At 43.8% G+C, this 19,853-nt stretch carries 21 protein-coding genes and 1 pseudogene; all 22 read left to right on the forward strand.

Features of this window, described 5'->3' with window-relative positions; translation table 11 throughout:
- Window positions 1-9: 9 nt before the first annotated feature.
- Window positions 10-1,641 carry a type III secretion system outer membrane ring subunit SctC gene (sctC, locus tag AYY16_RS11390; protein WP_235846287.1) on the forward strand — a complete coding sequence of 544 codons (1,632 nt, stop codon included), beginning with the start codon at window positions 10-12 and terminating at the stop codon, window positions 1,639-1,641.
- Complete coding sequence (gene sctW, locus AYY16_RS11395) at window positions 1,634-2,686, forward strand: type III secretion system gatekeeper subunit SctW (RefSeq protein ID WP_067366400.1); 1,053 nt, start codon at window positions 1,634-1,636, stop codon at window positions 2,684-2,686. Before sctC ends, sctW begins: the two co-directional genes overlap by 8 nt.
- A 22-nt stretch (window positions 2,687-2,708) precedes the next feature.
- Window positions 2,709-4,770 (forward strand): annotated as a pseudogene (locus AYY16_RS11400) (EscV/YscV/HrcV family type III secretion system export apparatus protein).
- 23 nt (window positions 4,771-4,793) lie between these two features.
- Window positions 4,794-5,204: a type III secretion system chaperone family protein gene (locus AYY16_RS11405; protein WP_067366402.1), complete on the forward strand. Its 411-nt coding sequence runs from the start codon at window positions 4,794-4,796 to the stop codon at window positions 5,202-5,204.
- Complete coding sequence (gene sctN, locus AYY16_RS11410) at window positions 5,204-6,499, forward strand: type III secretion system ATPase SctN (RefSeq protein ID WP_396673026.1); 1,296 nt, start codon at window positions 5,204-5,206, stop codon at window positions 6,497-6,499. The genes AYY16_RS11405 and sctN overlap by 1 nt, the downstream gene beginning before the upstream one ends.
- The gene (locus AYY16_RS11415; RefSeq protein WP_067366408.1) at window positions 6,474-6,860 is read left to right on the forward strand and encodes a hypothetical protein; all 387 of its coding nucleotides are present in this window, start codon (window positions 6,474-6,476) and stop codon (window positions 6,858-6,860) included. The genes sctN and AYY16_RS11415 overlap by 26 nt, the downstream gene beginning before the upstream one ends.
- A gap of 51 nt (window positions 6,861-6,911) precedes the next feature.
- On the forward strand, window positions 6,912-7,910 hold the full coding sequence (locus tag AYY16_RS11420; protein ID WP_067366410.1) for a hypothetical protein: 999 nt from the start codon (window positions 6,912-6,914) through the stop codon (window positions 7,908-7,910).
- Between the two features lie 110 nt (window positions 7,911-8,020).
- Complete coding sequence (locus tag AYY16_RS11425; protein WP_223861215.1) at window positions 8,021-8,788, forward strand: FliM/FliN family flagellar motor switch protein; 768 nt, start codon at window positions 8,021-8,023, stop codon at window positions 8,786-8,788.
- Entirely contained in the window at window positions 8,788-9,447 is a 660-nt protein-coding gene (locus tag AYY16_RS11430) for an EscR/YscR/HrcR family type III secretion system export apparatus protein (protein ID WP_067366415.1), read from the forward strand. The genes AYY16_RS11425 and AYY16_RS11430 overlap by 1 nt, the downstream gene beginning before the upstream one ends.
- A 1-nt stretch (window position 9,448) precedes the next feature.
- On the forward strand, window positions 9,449-9,715 hold the full coding sequence (gene sctS, locus AYY16_RS11435) for a type III secretion system export apparatus subunit SctS (protein WP_067366418.1): 267 nt from the start codon (window positions 9,449-9,451) through the stop codon (window positions 9,713-9,715).
- A 4-nt stretch (window positions 9,716-9,719) separates the two neighbouring features.
- Window positions 9,720-10,481: a type III secretion system export apparatus subunit SctT gene (gene sctT, locus AYY16_RS11440; protein ID WP_223861216.1), complete on the forward strand. Its 762-nt coding sequence runs from the start codon at window positions 9,720-9,722 to the stop codon at window positions 10,479-10,481.
- Window positions 10,474-11,538, forward strand: a complete 1,065-nt coding sequence (locus tag AYY16_RS11445; RefSeq protein ID WP_067366421.1) for an EscU/YscU/HrcU family type III secretion system export apparatus switch protein — start codon at window positions 10,474-10,476, stop codon at window positions 11,536-11,538. Before sctT ends, AYY16_RS11445 begins: the two co-directional genes overlap by 8 nt.
- Before the next feature lie 85 nt (window positions 11,539-11,623).
- The gene (locus AYY16_RS11450) at window positions 11,624-12,094 is read left to right on the forward strand and encodes a tetratricopeptide repeat protein (protein ID WP_067366424.1); all 471 of its coding nucleotides are present in this window, start codon (window positions 11,624-11,626) and stop codon (window positions 12,092-12,094) included.
- Complete coding sequence (locus AYY16_RS11455; protein WP_067366426.1) at window positions 12,087-12,650, forward strand: hypothetical protein; 564 nt, start codon at window positions 12,087-12,089, stop codon at window positions 12,648-12,650. The genes AYY16_RS11450 and AYY16_RS11455 overlap by 8 nt, the downstream gene beginning before the upstream one ends.
- Window positions 12,616-12,858, forward strand: coding sequence for a hypothetical protein (locus tag AYY16_RS11460; protein ID WP_156664997.1), 243 nt, complete (start codon window positions 12,616-12,618; stop codon window positions 12,856-12,858). Before AYY16_RS11455 ends, AYY16_RS11460 begins: the two co-directional genes overlap by 35 nt.
- The gene (locus tag AYY16_RS11465; protein WP_067366433.1) at window positions 12,836-13,210 is read left to right on the forward strand and encodes a hypothetical protein; all 375 of its coding nucleotides are present in this window, start codon (window positions 12,836-12,838) and stop codon (window positions 13,208-13,210) included. Before AYY16_RS11460 ends, AYY16_RS11465 begins: the two co-directional genes overlap by 23 nt.
- Before the next feature lie 70 nt (window positions 13,211-13,280).
- Complete coding sequence (locus AYY16_RS11470) at window positions 13,281-13,568, forward strand: hypothetical protein (protein WP_067366435.1); 288 nt, start codon at window positions 13,281-13,283, stop codon at window positions 13,566-13,568.
- A gap of 90 nt (window positions 13,569-13,658) precedes the next feature.
- Window positions 13,659-15,386 (forward strand): type III secretion system translocon subunit SctE, encoded by a 1,728-nt coding sequence (gene sctE / locus AYY16_RS11475; RefSeq protein WP_067366437.1) that lies wholly within the window; start codon window positions 13,659-13,661, stop codon window positions 15,384-15,386.
- Window positions 15,387-15,411: 25 nt separating this feature from the next.
- A complete protein-coding gene (locus AYY16_RS11480; protein ID WP_067366440.1) occupies window positions 15,412-16,188 on the forward strand; it encodes a hypothetical protein in 777 nt (258 codons plus the stop codon).
- Window positions 16,189-16,400: 212 nt separating this feature from the next.
- Complete coding sequence (locus AYY16_RS11485; protein WP_067366443.1) at window positions 16,401-17,675, forward strand: bifunctional O-acetylhomoserine aminocarboxypropyltransferase/cysteine synthase; 1,275 nt, start codon at window positions 16,401-16,403, stop codon at window positions 17,673-17,675.
- Between the two features lie 33 nt (window positions 17,676-17,708).
- On the forward strand, window positions 17,709-18,512 hold the full coding sequence (locus AYY16_RS11490; RefSeq protein WP_067366446.1) for a MetQ/NlpA family ABC transporter substrate-binding protein: 804 nt from the start codon (window positions 17,709-17,711) through the stop codon (window positions 18,510-18,512).
- A gap of 445 nt (window positions 18,513-18,957) precedes the next feature.
- Window positions 18,958-19,806, forward strand: a complete 849-nt coding sequence (locus AYY16_RS11495) for a LemA family protein (protein WP_396672919.1) — start codon at window positions 18,958-18,960, stop codon at window positions 19,804-19,806.
- Window positions 19,807-19,853 lie beyond the last annotated feature (47 nt).

The raw sequence follows: 19,853 nt of genomic DNA on the forward strand, positions 1-19,853 counted from the left end.
CCGGCCGTTTTGTGTTTTCTGATTATCTGTTTCTTTTCCGGGACACTATATGCACAAAAAACCAATAATAAAAATACAGTACTCTATGAAAAACGGGCACCGGAACAGGACAGTTTTGTGGCGAAAGAGAACCGTGCTGATCAGTTTTTCGATGTGATCGGTGCAAGGCTTGAGATCATCATGGTGTCGTCAGATGTTGTGAAAAAAAAGCGTATTACGGGGACATTTGATCTTTCTGATCCACAGGCGGCATTCAACCGGATGCTGAGTACTCTGTCCCTGGTATCCTATCAGGATAATCGTACCCGTTATATCTATGGCAGCAATGAAATAGAATCTTCTATGCTGACACTCAATAGCATCAGTCTCAATACACTGCTCACTTTTCTGAAACAAACCGGTCTGTATGATGCCCGCTACCCGATTAAGTCGGACAAGCAGAAGCAAATTTTGTATATCACCGCACCTCCCCGCTATATGACACTGATCCGCCAGTCTGTTGATGCGCTGGAAGCGCAGAACAGCTCACAGGAGCAGGGCGGCGGTCCTGAAAATGAACAGATTCAGCTGGTAAAACTGGAGCACAGTTTTGTGCAGGACAGAGAAATTGCCTCGCGCGGACAAACGGTGACGCTGCCGGGAGTGGCTACGGCACTGCGTGAATTACTGAGCAGCGGCGGCAGTGCCAAAACATCAGTGGTACAGACAGATGATGACGGGGAGGTGGCAGAGAGTCACGGAGATTCGGCCTGGCTGAGTGGTGCACATATCCGCATTGTTCCCCTGCCGGGAGAAAACAGTCTGTTATTGAAAGGCAGCAGCAGCTCACTGGAACTTATCAGAAAAATGATAAGGCAGCTTGATGTTCCGAAAGAACAAATAGAATTATCGTTATGGATAATTGATGTATCAAAAAATAATGCCGATCAACTGGGAATTAACTGGCAGGCGGATTACAGCGACGGAAAGGCAAAGTTTACTCTGGCCTCGGGTCTGAGTGAACTGAACCAATTTACCGGGTTTTCTTTCTTCGGGAAAATCCGCGCGTTAGCCGCCAGGGGGCAGGCAAATATGGTATCGCGCCCGATTGTACTGACTCAGGATAATACCCCGGCTGTTTTTGATAATAACACTACATTTTATACCTCTATCAAAGGAGAGCGGGTTTCCTCGATGGAGAGTATTACCTTCGGTACAAAAGTGAGTGTGATACCGCGTATTGCCAACCAGCGTAAGTCAGTCGAGATGATCATTGATCTGGAAGACGGGGCAGAAAAACAAACGAATGATGAAAAAAATGGCGAGGGTACATTGCCGGTAGTAAACCGCACCACTATCAGCACGATTGCCCGTGTCGCCCAGGGAAATACCCTGCTCATTGGTGGTTATACCCGCGATAATACCCAGTTTCATAATGAGCGTATTCCGTTGCTGGGGGATATTCCGTTACTTGGCCGCTTATTTCAGTTTCAGTCAGAAAAGAATGAAAAAATGGTCCGTCTGTTCCTGTTACAGCCGCGTATTCTGCAACAGGATTTCTTTGATGACGTTAATATTACCGGTCACCTGCCGTTTGATAAAAGCAATAAACAAGGGTTGTTAATGATGGAAAATCTCCGGGGAGATTACCATCATGATTAACGGCATTTCTGCCCGCCCGCTGATTCAGTCTGAAACGGCGCAGGTCAAAACCTCAGGGAGCGCTGCAACAGAGCCGCAATCTGCTGAGAATGCCGCAGCGCATGATGCGGAACAAATGATGGACATGATGGATGATATGTCTATGGCGCTGGCTCAGTTTAACCGCCGTCAGTACGGCAAAGAAGAACAGATAAGTCAGATGCCGGCATCTGACAGTAAGCGCGGCGGTGATGCCGGAGAAAATAAGCTGGATAAGGTAGTGAAATGGTTTACGGCATCCGGGCGCTCTCTGCGTGAGTTTCTGGATTATGTACGCGCTTTGTTTCCGGATCCCAGTGATTATGTGATGGCTCTGCGCTCATTGATGCGCAAACTGCCGTTTTCCGCAGAAGAAGCCGCTGATATTGATACTGAAATTGAGCAGTTACTGTACGGTGATTTTGCACAGGAAACGCGGGCCGGGATCAATGTTGCACTGAAAATCCGTCAGTATGCACCGGTTACACAGCTTGAATGCTCTCAGTTGCGAATGGTGTACCGCAGTTATATCAGCTGGAAATTCGATATCCTGTATCTCTATAAGGTTTGGCTGGAGCAATATAAAAAGAGCCGTGTCAAAAGTCTGCTGCATTATGTCCGCGATGCTCTGGTGTGTGATATGGCGGCGGCTCTGCCGAGTTGCAGCCATCACAGTGAATTCGGGGAACTGACATCCCGCTTGTATTCGCTGAATCAGCTTATTTCCCTGACAGATATGTTTTATCAGAAAATTGCCTCACTGAATTGTTCTGAACCGGCACTGGCAGATGAAACAACCATTAACCAGCTGATTATTTCTGGTTTGGGTGATGCAGATGCATTTCGCAACGAAATAAAAACACTTTTATCTTCGGTTGAGAGTGATAAAAATCAGCCGCTGATTTTACAGCGTTTTATCGCAATATTTAGTGAAATACCGGATACCCTTTTTTTGCAGGAAGCACAGAAAGAAACCATCGTTTCTTTTCTGAAAGTACACATGAGTGAAATTATTCATACTCTATAACTTTTAATGGCAACGGATTGCTATGCTGACATCATTTATTAACGCGGTAAAAAATAAGCCGGAATTGTCCGTGCTGCTGATTATGATCATGGTGATCGCCATGCTGATCATTCCTCTGCCCAAGATGCTGGTGGATTTTCTGATCGGCCTGAATATCGTGATCTCCATCCTGATGTTATTGCTCTCTTTTTATATCACCCGTATCCTGGGATTTACCTCATTTCCGGCCTTGCTGCTTATCACCACACTGTTCCGTCTGGCGCTTTCTATCAGTACCAGCCGTTTGATCCTGCTGGATGCTGACGCAGGTAACATTATTCAGTCATTTGGTGATTTTGTTATCGGCGAAAATATTGTTGTCGGTTTTGTGATTTTTGCCATTGTGACAATCGTCCAGTTTATTGTGATAACCAAAGGTTCGGAGCGGGTGGCGGAAGTGGCGGCCCGCTTCTCACTCGACGGTATGCCGGGTAAACAGATGAGCATTGATGCAGATCTGAAATCCGGGCTTATTGATAACGAAGAAGTGCGCAAACGCCGTAAAGAACTGGAGCAGGAAAGTCAGATGTATGGCGCGTTTGATGGCGCGATGAAATTTATCAAAGGCGATGCGATCGCCGGAATTGTCATCATTTTCGTGAATTTTGCAGGTGGGATCGGGATCGGTGTTGCCCAGATGTCGATGCCGTTCAGTGAGGCGCTGAGTACGTATACTCTGCTGACTATCGGAGACGGACTGGTCGCGCAGATCCCGGCATTACTGATCGCAATAAGTGCAGGTTTTATTGTGACGCGGGTCAGCGGTACAAATCAGAACTTAGGTGCAAATATTGTCAGGGAGCTGTTTTCTCACGATTTTACCCTGCTGGTAACGGCTGTTCTGGCGTTGTGCATGGGGATGCTGCCGGGGTTTCCTGCCGGTATTTTTGGTTTGCTGGGCGGAGGCTTGCTGGTTTTTTATGTGTCACGGATGCGTCAGAGAAAACGGCAGGATGCTGCGGCACAAAAAGAGGGTTGTACTAATGCGGTCATGCAGGAAGCGCAACCTTCCTCTGAAAACACGTTTGTCTCCCGCGGATTGACGGCTGAAAATAATGAGGCGATCCCGCTGATTATTACGCTTCATGCCTCTTATCAGACCTTATTTGAAACAAAAAATATTATCGCCTGGCTGCAGGAAGAGTTTGCCTTTCGCTACGGTTTTTTTTCTGTCCGGTATCATTATGAATTACAGCCATGATGTGTCTGTGTATCAATCTATTGTTTTAATTAATGAAATTCAATCCGGCACCATCAATTGTTATCCGGATAAATATAAAATTATTAAGGAAAACGGGGCGCTTGATTCACTGAACATTGAACCGGTTGTTATCGAGCTGAAAAATGGCAGAAAAACCTACTGGGCAGATAAAAAACAGTGTGAATTATGTCATGCATCAGGAATGGAAACTGAGCCGGGAATTACTGTATTTTTCAATGAATTCAGCCGGATAATGACACGGCACATCCAGGAACTGCTTGGGATCCAGGAAACGAAAACGCTTCTGGATAATATCGAAAATAAATATCCGGAACTGCTGAAAGAGTGTTACCGCTATTTGTCGGTACAGCGGGTCGCGGATGTTTTCCAGCGGCTGATTTCAGAGCAGATATCTATCCGCAATATTAAAACTATTCTTGGTGCGCTGGTGCAGTGGGGGCAGAAAGAGAAAGATACGCTGATATTGGTAGAACATGTCCGCAGCCAGCTTGCCCGCTATATTTCTGATCGCTTTACCCGTAATCAGGTATTGCATGCTGTCGTTCTGTCGAATCCGGTGGAAGAGATGGTTCGTCAGGGGATCCGCCAGTCGGCGGCGGGTACTTTTATTAATCTTGAACCGGCACAGCTCGATCATTTCTATGATGCGATGTCTGTGGTGATGGAGCCGCTGCGTGAGCAGCAGGATATCGTATTGCTGACGGCTATGGATATCCGTCGTTTTGTCAAAAAACTGATTGAACTTCACTACCCTGACGTTGCTGTGCTGTCATTTTCAGAAATTGTACCCACGACTCAGGTATCGGTAATTGAGTCTGTTTAAATCAAAGGAAAAGGAAATAAAAGATGGATTTTGCAACCCTGGTAACAGAAGGCATGAAACTGATCGGACGCAGTGATCTGATTGTGGATGCCGCCGCTATCGATAATCACTCGACTATTACATTATCACTGAGTGATCAACAGGTTGTTCACCTGACAACGGTGGATGAGCTTCCGGTTATCTGGGCGCCACTACCGGCAGAATTACCGACATTGCGCCCTGAAGTGAAAGGTGACCTGCTGGATGTACTTACCGCGCAGGCAACCTCTCTGTTTTATCCGGGATTACCGGCTGTCCGCCAGACTGACGACGGTACTGAACTGGTTGCCTGTTTCAGTGAAAGTGCGGTCAGTGACAGTGAAAGCTTTATTCAGGCACTGGATCAGTTTGTCTGTGTTTATCAGCAGTGTTATGCACTGATCCTGCGGGCCTGATTATGCTGGATTCATTCATCAGTCATCGGGCTTTTCCGGTTCATATTCAGGGGTATTATCTGGAAGCACCGCTTCCCCGGGTCTTTATCGGGGAGATTTGTCTGTTATGGCAGGATACGTCGTGTCAGGTTTTAATCGGACGGGCGCAGGTGGTCGGATTTAATGAAAAATATACCCTTCTGAGCCTGATTGGCAGGGCGTGTGGCCTGACACTGACAACCGTCATTGCACCCACCGGTGAACGCCTGACATTATCCTTTACCCGGCAGATCCCGGGCTCGGTGATTGATCCGTCAGGAAACACGCTGATCAGGCTAAGTGAACCGGTGGTAAGTGATCAGCGGACAATCACACGATTGATTAGTGCTGATGCGCCGGATGTACTGTCACGTCAGCGCATCACGGAAATTATTCCTACCGGTGTGAAAGCCCTTGATGGCTTGCTGACCTGTGGAAAAGGGCAGCGGCTGGGCATTTTTGCCGGTGCCGGGTGTGGTAAAACAGTGCTGATGAATATGCTGATTGATCACGCCGACGCTGATATTTTTATCATTGCATTAATTGGTGAGCGGGGACGGGAAGTCACGGAACTGATTGACGACCTGCAAAAAAGTGCCAATGCGGCTAAATGTATCCTGGTCTGTTCGACATCAGATAAACCGGCAATTGATCGCTGCAATGCGGCGCTGGTGGCGACATCTCTGGCGGAATATTACCGTGATGAGGGGAAAGATGTTGTTTTGTTTGTTGATTCTCTGACCCGCTACGGGCGCGCATTGCGGGATGTGGCACTGAGTGCCGGAGAATTGCCGGTACGGCTGGGGTTTCCTGCCTCCGTATTTGAACAGCTTCCGGCACTTCTGGAGCGCCCGGGTGCGACAAAAAACGGGGTGATTACGGCGTTTTATACCGTATTGCTGGAAAGTGAAGACGAGCCCGATGGCTTCGCGGATGAAGTCCGTTCTATCCTTGACGGACACATTTATCTTTCGCGGCGGCTGGCGATGAGTAATCACTATCCGGCGATTGATATTCTTGCCAGCATCAGCCGGGTGATGTCTCAGATTGCCTCTCCTGAACATTTATCCGCTGCAGGACAATTTCGCCATTTCCTGGCAAAACAGAAAGAGCTGAAACTGCTGGTCGAGCTGGGCGAATACAAAACCGGGTTTAATCCGGACAACGATAAAGCAGTGGCACTGACAGAAGAAATGCGTAATTTTTTGTGTCAGCCACCGGCAAAATCAGTGCCTTTGAGTGAGGTCTGTAATGCGCTGCAAAGCCTTACAGCGTGAGGTCAGACAGCTGATTGCACATTTCAGTCTGAAAGAGCGCTATGCTGAGATTGCACTGGCACAACTGAACCAGCGCTACAGAGAGGAGCAGGAAAATCACCGTAGTTTGTTACAGCTAATCAGCGCACTTGAGCAGCAGATCCTCAGTTTTGATATAACAGGGATGTACACTTACCTGGAACTGAATGAGCTACGGCGTAAACAGTCAGTTTATCGCAGGCAAATTCTGGATATCAGAGTCAAAGCAGAGGAATCAGCCCTGGCTCAGGTTCAAATCATGGATGATATCAATAAAACTAATACGGTTATTGTCGTACTCAAAAAGAAAGTCATCAAAATCACTCAGTATAGTCTTCATTGATACCATTATTAAACATTGATTATCAGGAAGTAATACAGCAAAGGAGAACCTGTGGATATTACGATAGAAAATCATCATACAGAGTATGATAATATTTATAAATATGATGATTTGCCTGAAATAGCAGGGGTGATTTTATTAAAATCAAATAACCAGAGTGTGAAAAAACAGTTAAATAACCAGGGTTCAGATATCAGGGATATGGATGAACAATTAAATACAGATGAACAAACACCTTACGTGATGATTTCGTCAAAGCTGGATACACAATTATTCTTTCTGAAGGGTAAGACTAATAAACTCAGCCAGGTAATTCAGAGCAGAAGTGAAATCCGGAATGATTTGGCTGATACAATTCGGTTATACACGGATACTATACCCGCGACTGTCAGCCTTACTGTGAAAAATAAACAGGTAAGAACGGAGCCTGCTCCTGTTTTTATAGCGCCGGTTTCAGGTGAGAAAACAACAATAAAACCGAAGCTGGTTATCGGGCAGGCAGAAAAAAGCCAGTTTCCTACCATGACAGTACGGGCTGCTTCACCGGCCACCGATACTTTACCTCAGACAAACAACCGTCAGTTCACTGATAATATACAGGTGGATGATACTGAGCGTCATCATTATGATAATAAAGTATTATTTCAGCCGGATAACTCCGGAGATATAACAAAAGTAGCAACTGAAAAACCGGATGATGTTACTGATATTAATAATGTTAATGACATCATTCCTGTTCTTTATGCGGAAAAATCGTTAATGGAATATCAGCTGCTGTCTGCTGAACGTGCTGATGTGCAGACTAAACTGCGGCGTAATATTCCGTTACCGGCGCAGCAACAGCTTCAGCATAATATGGATGCGAATTATACCAGACCCGGATACTATTTTTCCTATGCATTTAAAATGCAGGGTGATTATCATGAAATGATCCATATATATCGTCAGCAGCAACAGCGTTTTATTCTTGAAGCCAGTCCTGAGCGATTAAAACGGCAGTTGAAAGAAAGTATTCGCCATGATCATAAATATTTAATTGATGTTGTATAATTTTATGGATTATAAAAATGTATTATAACAGCTCTCAGGCAATGGAATTTTTGAGAAAGTCATTACCGGAAAAACAACATAAAAATAATAGCCGGATAATAATATGCCAATTGAAAAACTCACAGCATATATTAACACTCGCTATTGAAGTGGAGTTGTTAATTAAATATCTAATTGGTGAGAATGATATTCCGTGGGAAGTTATACCTGAAGGTTATCTTGTTTCCCTGATTGAGAAAAATAATAAACCATTATCCCTGCCTTTATTTTCGTTTGAAGAGTATCAGTTATCTGTCTGCACAGAAAATTCCGCCGGTAGCCCGGAAGCCACTCTGTGGTTTGAAGAGCACGGAATAGATTTTTATCTGATTGATGCTCAAGGGTATTTTGACATCACCTCACCGCTGATTACACAGAACGATAAGGTATCTGTTATCGGCGGTATTTATATCGGACACACCAATACAGATCTTGGAATGATCCACAGTCTTAATGAGGGGGATATCCTTCTTATTGTACATAACCACTACATTATGCGGGCAGGAGGCTATTTTCAGATGACACTGGAACAGAGAGAAGACGGAGCTATGATAACGGAGGCTGGTATTGTTACAGAAGAACCCATAGTTATACCGCAACAGGCTGTTTTTGATAGTAATAAACTATCTGTACGGGTAGATTTCCTGCGGCACCGGCGAGTTTACCCGCTGGGAGAATTGCTGGCATTACGACAGGGGGACAGATTGATATTGCCGGAGGCTGATACGGGTTCTCTCATCCTGGAAATCGACGGACAACGCTTTGCTCAGGGGGAGCTGGTTCGTATCGGGGAGCATTTTGCTGTCGAGATTCACCACCTTTTTCATAAGGATGCGTGATGACTGACAGCGCCGTATCCATGATGGTGATGCTGGCGGCGGCATCATTGTTACCCTTTATACTCGCCGCCGGAACCTGCTACCTTAAATTTTCCATTGTATTCGTGATGGTGCGCAATGCCCTGGGAGTGCAGCAGGTCCCGTCAAATATGGTGCTCAATGCCATTGCCCTTATTTTATCCATGGTGGTGATGTTCCCCATAGCCAGTAAAACTTATTACTATACGGTGGAAAATCCGGTTGAATTGTCACAACCGGAGTCGCTCACCCGCTTTGTAGATGAGGGGCTGCATGATTACCGGCAGTATTTATTCCGCTATGCGGATAAATCCCTGCTGCACTTTTTCGCACAACCTGACAGCGATGATGATCAGTACACTGAATTGGATGAAAACAGCGATATTTCATTTTTTCACCTGCTCGCCGCTTATGCATTAGCAGAAATAAAAGCAGCATTTTTGATCAGTTTTTACCTCTATCTGCCGTTTATTGTGATCGATCTTATTGTCTCCAGTGTGCTGCTTGCGCTCGGAATGATGATGATGAGCCCGGTGACACTCTCTGTCCCGATCAAACTGATCTTATTTATTGCGCTGGATGGCTGGTCGCTGCTCTCAACCAGCTTGGTCTCACAATACATTGAACTTATGGATACATGATATGGATATCATTTACGCTGCAGATAAAGGGATTTATCTGGTGATCATATTATCGTTGTTGCCGGTGTCAGTGGCGACTGCGGTTGGTCTTACTGTAGGGTTATTACAGACAGTCACACAGATTCAGGAACAGACATTGCCGTTTGGCCTGAAACTGATTGCTGTTTTTACCTGTATTTTAATGCAATTATCCTGGCTCGGCGATTCTCTGCTCCATTATGCCCGGGAGATGTTTTCTTTGGCACTGAATGTGACTGCGGTGGGCTGAGAATATGGCCTTGCTTGATTGGCTGCATAACATGCTGCATACCACGCTATTTAACAGTGTGCGGCTGTTTGCAGCTTTTGCTTTTATTCCTTTTCTCAATGAAAAATTTATTCTCAGCCGGACGACACGGGGCATCGTTATTTTTTTACTCGCGCAGAGTCTGGCCGGCGATAACTCTGTAGCCGAACCTGGATTTTCTGTTATACACCTTGTGAGTGAAATAACGGTCGGGTTGGTTATGGGGCTGGTATACAGCACGCCATTTTTTATTTTATCCGCCCTGGGTGAGTATGTTGATAATCAGCGCGGGGCAAATATCAGTGATATTGCTGATCCGACGACCGGCTCTGATGCATCGCCATTTTCGACCTATCTCAATTTGTTCGGCGTGTCTTTTTTCCTGATGAATGACGGCATGTTACTGCTGCTCTCTTCACTGCGGGAAAGTTATATTCTGCTGCCGCCGGGACAATTGCTGACATCTATAAATTACAGTGTGGTCATAACCTGGCTGACAGAAAGTCTCTCACTGTCACTGATTTTTTGTATGCCGTTGTTTATTATCTTATTTATATCAGAGGTAAGCCTGGGCGCGCTGGCGCTTTATAATTCTCAGCTCAATCCTTTTTCACTGTCGCTTTCGGTCAAAAGCATTATCGCCTTTCTGCTGGCACTGCTGCTGTTTCGCGGAACCACTGTCTGGGATGCGGTTGCACTGTTTGATCCGGTGCCGGTGGCGTTATTTTTGAGGGGAAGTGATGGCTGAAAAAACGGAAAAACCGACCAGTAAAAAACTCAAAGATGAATCAAAAAAAGGTAATGCGTTTAAATACAAGGAGTTGCTATCTACAGTTGGCTATATAACGGGGTTCTGCTTTTTGGTTTATGTGGCAGACTGGCGTGCTTTCAGCCGATTCTGTCAGATAGTTTTACGCAATGTAAACACACTCTCACTTTCAGTTTATATTGATGAATTATTTAGTCTTTTTCTCAAGATGGTTTTGCCACTGATTGGTTTGTGCGGATTGAGTGTCAGCTTTGTCTCCCTGTTGCAGACACGTTTTGCTCTTGCAACGGAAGCTATCAAATTTGATTTAACAAAGATTGATCCGATAGCCGGATTTAAGCGGATTTTTACTAAAAAATCCCTGAAAAATCTGGTGAAAGCGCTGTTATCAATCGGGGTATATGTGTCTGCCGCGGCTGTATTTACCATGATGAATATTGCTGATATTTATGCGCTGGTTAATGCCCCATTTTCTGATGTGAGCCACAGTTTTATCCATTTTGTCAGCCGCTATATCTTTATTTTTATGCTGTTGTTGTGCCCGCTGTTAGTTATTGACTATATCGTGGAGTATTTTTTCTTTTTCAGTGATATGAAAATGGAAAAACACGAGGTTAAACAAGAGTATAAAAATAGCGAGGGAAACCAGGACATAAAATCAGCCCGCAAACAGCAGCACAGGGAATTGCTGAGCTCGGAAACGAAAGCATTAATTAAAAATTCAGATGTGGTGGTGGTTAATCCGACACACATTGCTGTTGCTGTTTATCTTGATCCTGAAAACGGTGTGATGCCACTCATTACAGTAAAAGAAAAGGGGGGAAATGCTCTGGCTATCCGGCAATATGCCGAAAAGCACCAGATCCCTGTTGTCCGGGATATTCCGCTGGCGCGCCGGTTGTTTAAAAAGTACCACGTTTTTGACACCATTATTGATGATGATCTGGATAAATTCCTCGATCTGTTGTTGTGGCTGAAAGATGTGGAACAGGCAAGGCAGGATACATCAGATGCAGAAAATACACTCATGCGGTAGGCGAGTATTTTATGAAAGTGATTATCAGTAAATCCGGGTATAATTTACCTCACTTGATAATCAATTATTATTAAGGAAATATGTTATGGATAACAAAGAAATAATAAATATAAAATCATTAGTTGAGTCAATATTTAAGCATATTGAAAATGGGAATGTAATTAATGCATTCGCACCGGAGAAGCCGGAAGACTATAGTAATGTATATTCTTTAGCTTGTGATTATTATGATAAAGGACTGGTTGAGCAGGCCGAGAAGATATTTAATTCATTATGTTTATATGATTTTAGTAATACTGATTATTTATTAGGGCTGGCCGCGGTTAAGCAGGTACAAAAACAGTATAGAAAAGCTATTAATCTCTATGCGATGGTGATTAATTTAGATGGTGAGAATGTATCGGCCTATTTATATTCTGGTCAGTGTTTTTTATCCGAAGGTGACATAAAAACAGCAGTTAATCATTTCAGGCATATCCTGACATTGTCCTGTGATCCACAAGACAAACAGCAGGCTGAGTATTACCTGGCATTAGTGGAGAATAAAGATGGCTGACAATATAGCATTAAATTTTGATCGGATAGCACCGGAAATACTGAAAGAAAATAATATATCAAATACAGACAGTAATAGTTCCGTTGCGAAAAAAGTAACCGATCAGTACGAGAATATTGTTCTTGAACGTGAACAGCAGGAGAGGCTGGATACGATCACCAATGATCTCTTTGAAATAAGAAGTATACTCTATAGTGGAAATTCTTCAGAGTCCGATATTGATACAGCATTGAGTCGTTATAAAAATCTGATGACGAAAGAAAACCTGGCTTTTCTTTATAGTATTGATCGGAAATGGTCGAATGATGCAATTTCTATTAATTCACATATTCATGAGTATGAAGTTTCAAAGGAATTAGTTACACATGAATATTATGAGGAACAGTTGCATGTTTTAGCCAAATATAGCCATGATATCAGTTTGAAATATCACCGGGAAGGTATGTCCGGTTATATGGAGTTTTATAAAGAAACAACAAAGATACTTAATGACTACGGGAGTTACATAGGGGATATCATTGATGATGGTAAAAAAAACGCTATTAAAGGAACATAAGCTTATCAATGATCTCCATAGCGTCACAAAGAAATATATTCCTGATTTAGATGCAGATACCGGATTTATCTATAAGAGTGATATTGAGGTGGTTCCGGGTAAAATAAATGGGTTATATAATGTTGTTATTGATGGAAAAATTATTGAATCTGATGTCAGTTATAAAAGTGCAGTAACTTCACTAAATGGTTTTTTTTTCTGCTTTTGATAAACCAATTAATGGCACGAAATTTATTAAGCAAATAATACCTGAGAACGATAAGGATGGTAATGTAATAAGGTTAACTGGAAAAGTACGCCAGTTTGTTGTGCCGGATAATGTGTTTACATATTTAGAAATAAATAACTATGCAAAAGACTATGAAAGTAATGTCAGTGGTTCGCTTACAGAACTTAATAAAATAAATATTTTTATAAACAATGAATATATTGATGCTATAAATAAAATAAATTTAAAGGAATATGCTGGATTAAAAGGCAATATCAAAGATGCATTAGATAATAGTCGTATTTCGTCAGGTGGGGATCATATAACAATCTATCAAAAAAATAACATATGACTATGATGGATGGAAAGCAAAGATTATTGTCAGATATGAAGAAATTTCAAAATCAGAATATGATAAATACATGAGAGATGACCCTGAGGTTTATGTTAAAACCTGGGCGAAATGGAAGCCAACAGTTACGTCAGAACGTATTCCGTTAAATGCTGATACATCTATTAAAGTTAGCTCAACTACTCTAAATATACTCACTACCAGATTAGATGGAATGAAGAAAGAGCTTCAGCTATCGATAGATGAATTTTCTCAGCATTATAGTACAAAAAATAGTAACTATGAAAATATGGTTAAGAATATTACTAATATGATTCTTGATTTATTTAATGAAATTAAAAGCATGCTAAGAAATTAGATTTTGTAGTATTAACTTAGGAAATAATATGGATATTAATTCTAATCTATCTTCCGTTAAAAAAAACGGATGATACGCAGCAGGAGCATAGTGTCAGTACAGCAGAACTACAAAAAAACAGCAGGGGCAGTGGTTGCGCAGCATGCTACAGCTACTGTTTCTTTAGTGGTTAATAGTACTGTAAAAAATAAAAACAATTACAAGAAGCCTCATCTTTCAGGCAATAATAAGTCTGATGGTAAAGAAAAGGAGTATAAAAAGACGACTGTAGCTGAAACTTCATGTTATGAAATATTCGCTAAAATACAGGATTACTTTTTTTCAGAGCAAGCTGATAAATATAAAAACAGTGCGGCTATAAATAAAAAACAATATTCATGTATTATGACGGATAAACAGATATCTGTTATGAATAAACGTATTGATGAATTGTCAATTATGGTGGATAACCATATGGATAACTTATCAGACTATTATTATGGAGAGTTTAAATGCCCTGAAGGAGTTGGTGGGTATTTAGATTATCCGGGAAATATGGATAAGGATTTTTTAGCTAAATTTGATAAGGAAACGAAAGAAAAATTTATCTCTGTAGCAAAGGATGAAAAGCTGAAGGGAGCATTAGTAACGGATAAAATGGCAACAAAGTCATTCAAAGAATATCTTGTTGAAAAACTTGATATTGCCAATGTTCATCGCACACTTTTTAATAAAGAAAAAACTTCAGAAGAAAAAATAAAAGCAGTCTCTGAACTGCTGAATAATTTTAGTGAACTACCATCAGAAAATAGTGCAGCCGGAAAAAAATGGATGGCTGCTCTTGGTAATGCACAATCTGAACTGAGGTATTTACACAGCCAGGTTGAGCTATATAGCAGCATGGCTGCCTATTGTGAACAAGTAGCGAATAGTAATCTAAATAATAATTCAAATGACAGATACGAAAATGAATTAGCGGTGATCATGGCGAAATTGTCAGATTTACGTGAAAAAATGATGCAGAGCAAAATGGAAAGTGAAATCCGGGTTCAGCGGCTTCAGCAACTGGCATTGCAGGCAAAAACAGAAAAAGAAGCGGCAGATATAGAGATAAAAATCAAAGAAGCCGAAGAGTTACAGGCACTATTTAAATGGCTGGCCCCCTTAATCGCATTTATTTTACTGATATTAGCGGCGCTTACGGCGGGCACGATGACCGCTTTCATTGTAGCTCTTATTTTTACTGCCATTATGGTCATTGATGCAATTCTGGACTCACTGGGTAAAGACGGCATTATGAGTACGCTGATGACACCGTTTACAAAGTTAATGGAAGAAATTCAGCAATTTATTAAAAGTATTGCTCTTGAATCCGCGAGAGCGGAAGGGAAATCTGAAAAAGAGATCAAAGAATTAGAGATGAAAATGGAGATTATCGCGATGGTTGTGGCCATGGTGGTGATGGTCGCGCTGATGTCTGCATTGAGTTCCCTTATCGGGAAAATGGTCGGTAAATTTATGTCTGAGACAGTAAAACAGATAGTAAAAGAGATCATGAAAGAAGTGCAGCGTGCAATGATTGTCATGTCGGTTTCGAATGCCGTAACTGGTGGGATAAATACCATTCTCCAGGCAAAGATTGATAAGGAAATCACCCGGCGCATTGCCGATATCGAATTTGATCAACAGCTTATTGATTCACTGACAGAGATGATGAACAGGCTGATGGAAAGCTTTTCAGCAAATCAGGAAGAGTTGCGCACGTTAAATGAGAAAACCAGTGCAATGGCAAGAGACAGTTTTCGTAACTGGAAAGCGATATTACACACTTCAGTGTAGTTAATTAAATTAAAAGGAATTTTCAATGACTTCACCAATCTTATCCCCTGAAATTTATCGGACAACAACACCGACCATTGTTGATGATTCTGCTGGTAATGTACCCGGTTTGAAAAGTGTACCAAAAACAGATTATTCTGAGAAATTGGTTGAAACTGTAGCGAAAAATAGTGGTTCAGTCAAAGCTCAATCTGTTCCGCTTACTGATAATGAAATCAGGAATGTCATCAAATCCAACGCGCCGGCAGGTACTTTTGCATTACTTTCTGAGCAGGATCAGCGGTGGATGAGTATTGCGATTGAACTTTTCCGTATCTTGTCTGATGACTCTCTGTCACAACAGGCTATGCGTGACAAAATGAGTGAAGTAGTCAACAAATTGGCTGAAAAGCTGAAGGATCATAAATACAAAGAAGCGGATATTCAGGTGACGGCGGCTATTGCCGGTGCGGTGGCTTCTGTGGTGGTTGCGGTTGCCGGTGCGGTATGCTCAGCCAAAGGCCTGGGAGCGAATCCCGGCGGGCCATCACTGCAGAGTATTTCCGGCCAGGCACTGAGTTCCCTGACACAGACCGTCGGTAACCTGGTGTCTCAGATTATCGGGGCTGATGCTACCCGTGAACAAGGGGAGGCGGAACTGACCCGTGCGTCAAAAGAGAACGCATTGAACAGTATGTCATCTTACAATAAATCAGCCGATGTACAGCAGGAACTGGTTAAGAAAATTATGGAACTGCTCAGTCGTTTCTTTGAAGCCCGTACAGCGACGTTGAGCCAGTTGGTGAATAACGCACGGACGTAATTTTATAACCCTGCAAATAATCCTGTTTTCTGCGGAGCAGCCCTTAATACGGCTGCTTTTTTTTATTCTTTTTTTTCTCATCATGAAGAAAATTCATCTTTATTTCGTCACTTCCTTTTTGATCTCTTCCGCAATTGCCGGTATAAGAAAGATAAGTCTATACGTCCAGACGTCTAAACAATGATATTCACCTGCGCTGTAAGGAAGAACACATGAAACTTGAAACACTCTCTGTCCATGCCGGGTATTCACCGGACCCGACCACAAAATCAGTCGCTGTGCCTATCTATCAAACCACCTCTTATGCCTTTGATGATACACAGCATGGCGCGGATTTATTTGATCTCAAAGTTCCGGGAAATATCTACACCCGCATTATGAACCCGACAAATGATGTTTTGGAACAGCGGGTCGCAGCACTGGAAGGCGGAGTGGCAGGGCTGGCGGTGGCATCAGGCATGGCGGCGATCACCTATGCAATTCAGACCCTGGCAGGTGTCGGCGACAATATTATCAGTGTCTCCAAATTGTATGGCGGAACTTATAATTTGTTTGCGCATAATTTTCCCCGCATCGGAATAGAGGCCCGGTTTGTAGAGCATGATGACTTTGCACAACTGGACGCGTTGATTGATGACAACACCAAAGCCGTGTTCTGCGAAACGATTTCTAACCCCGCCGGACATATTGTTGATCTGGAAAAAATTGCGGAGATTGCGCATCGCCACGGCGTGCCGCTGATTGTGGATAATACAGTGGCAACCCCCGCACTGTGCCGCCCGATTGAGTTCGGGGCTGATATCGTGGTGCATTCACTGACGAAATATATCGGCGGACACGGCTCTTCTCTCGGCGGAATGGTGATCGACTCCGGCACTTTCCCGTGGCATGAGCATGCAGAGCGCTTTGCCGTACTTAATACGCCTGATCCCTCTTATCATGGCGTGAATTATGTTGAACACTTCGGCGCTGCTGCATTTATTGCCCGTTGTCGTGTGGCGCCGCTGCGCAACACAGGCGCTGCACTCTCTCCGTTCAACAGTTTCCTTATTTTGCAGGGACTGGAAACACTGGCACTACGTATGGAGCGTCATGTCGAAAACGCACAGCGCGTCGCCGAATATCTGCAACAGCACCCGCAGGTGGTATGGGTGAAATATGCCGGTCTGGCGGACAGCCCGGAACATGCCCTGGCACAGAAATACGTGAAAGGTACACCGGCGTCGATTATGTCTTTCGGCATCAAAGGCGGGGCAGAGGCGGGTGCGAAGTTTATCGATGCACTGAAACTGATTGTCCGCCTGGTCAATATCGGGGATGCGAAATCGCTCGCCTGTCACCCGGCAACCACAACACACCGTCAACTGAATGAAGCCGAACTGGCACGCGCCGGGGTATCAAGAGATATGATCCGTTTATCAATTGGTATTGAGCACATTGATGATATCCTGGCAGATATCAGTGCGGCACTGGACAGTGCAAAATAAAAAACAATTATAACAATGCGTTTCGGAGATGGTATGAGAAAAATTATAGTATCCGCACTGCTCGCCTGCACCACATTACTGGCGGTTTCCTGTTCTCAGAATGACGATGAAAAACCACTGAAAGTCGCCATTAATACCGGACCGGACCAGGCAATCTGGGAAGAAGTGGTGAAAGTTGCCAAAGAGAAGCAGGGGCTGGATATTGAAGTCATCGCCTTCAATGACTATGTCCTGCCGAATGAAGCGCTGCGCAATAAAGATGTGGATGCCAATGCGTTCCAGACCGTGCCGTATTATGAAGCGCAAAGCAAAGAGCGTGGTTATCAATTTGAAGTCATTGGTAAGACCTTTATTTTCCCGATAGCCGCTTACTCTAATAAAATAAAATCTGCCGCTGAATTACCCAATGGCGCAACAGTTGCAATTTCCAATGAAACCACGACGCTCGGCCGCAGCCTGTTACTGTTACAGGCCGAAGGACTGATTAAGCTCAAAGATGGCGTGGGTTATCTGCCGGGCACCCCGGATATTATTGAAAACCCGAAAAAACTGAAAATTGTGGAAATCGATACACCACAACTCACCCGCGCACTGGACGATCCGGATGTGTATCTTTCTGTTATCAATAATAATTTTTCATCACAAGTCGGACTCTCTGCTGCGCGCGACGGGCTGTTTATGGAAGATGCCGATTCGCCGTATGTGAACCTGATAGTGGCCAGAGCCGCAGACAAAGACAATGAGAAGCTGAAAAAGCTGGTTGCCGCATTTCAGAGTGATGAGGTACTGAAAAAGGCGGAGGAAGTGTATCGTGGTGACGCTGTCCGCGCCTGGTAAATACGCGTCATCCTTCAACCTGTAGCTGCGTTGGCTTCGTTCGTCCATGCGGGTCACATACTGATGTATGCTCCCCGCCTGTCCTCACTTTGCCGCCTTGCTACAGATTGAATGATTTAGCGTATTAATCTGAATGGATCAGAAAAACAAAAAAAGAATTATTCTTTTTTAAAGCTATGGCGCAGGTGACGGACAAAGAAAACAGAAAGCATGCTAGCCATGGATGGCGCACCTGAATACGCGTCATCCTTCCGTCCATAGCCGCGTTGGCTGCACTCATCGGCACGGGTCACATACTTATGTATGCTCCCCGTGCCTCTTCGTTTGCCGCCTTGCTCTGAACGAAATGATTTAGCGTATTAATTAGTATGAATCAGAAAAACAAAAAAACGGATTCTTATTGCTCAATTTATGGCGCAGGTGACGGACAAAGAAAACAGAAAGCATGCGAGCCATGGATGGCGAGCCTGAGCGTACAGGGAAGTATTCACAGCGACTTTCTGTTTTTGTCCGTCTCCGGTGCGGGCACCTGAATCACCGGTTATTCAAAAGTATTTACAGCGGCTTTCTGTTTTTACCGGTTTATCAGCGCAGCACCGTAATCCCCGGCTTTATCACCACAGCTAACTCTCCGAATCCTTACCTTGAATCTCCCGCCGATTGCCTGAATAATAGTCGTCATTCAGACAAGGAAAATACAATGAAACAACTGATTATCGGGCTGTTAGGTGTGATTGTTTTGGTCGGCGTGCTACTGGTCTCCAATTACAACAGTATTCAGGCGCAGGATGAAGGTGTAACAGCTTCCGCCTCTGAAATGCTCAATCAATACAAACGCCGCGCGGATCTGATCCCGAACCTGGTCAAAACCGTTCAGGCCTCTTCGGACTTTGAACGTCAGGTATTGCAGGATGTTGTTGAAGCGCGGGCGAAAGTCGGGCAGATGAATATCAATGTCACTGATCTGAACGATCCGGCACTGCTGGCAAAATTTCAGAAGGCACAAAGTGAACTGGGATCTTCGCTCTCCCGGCTGCTTGCCGTGTCAGAGCGCTATCCGGATCTGAAAAGCAACGCGCTTTACAGCGACCTGATGGTGCAACTGGAAGGCAGCGAAAACCGGATCGCGGTGGCGCGCGGGCGTTACATTGAAAGTGTCCGTGAATACAACACCACTATCCGTAAATTCCCTGCGGTGATTATTGCAAACTATATGGGATACACCGGCAAACCGAACTTCAGTGTGGAAAATGAAGCAGAAATTACCACGGTACCGGATGTGCAGTTTAAGTAAATACAGACAGTAACATTGGGATTAGCTGAGCTACTCGTAGTCCTCCG

The organism is Morganella psychrotolerans (assembly GCF_001676155.1).
Lineage (GTDB): Bacteria > Pseudomonadota > Gammaproteobacteria > Enterobacterales > Enterobacteriaceae > Morganella > Morganella psychrotolerans.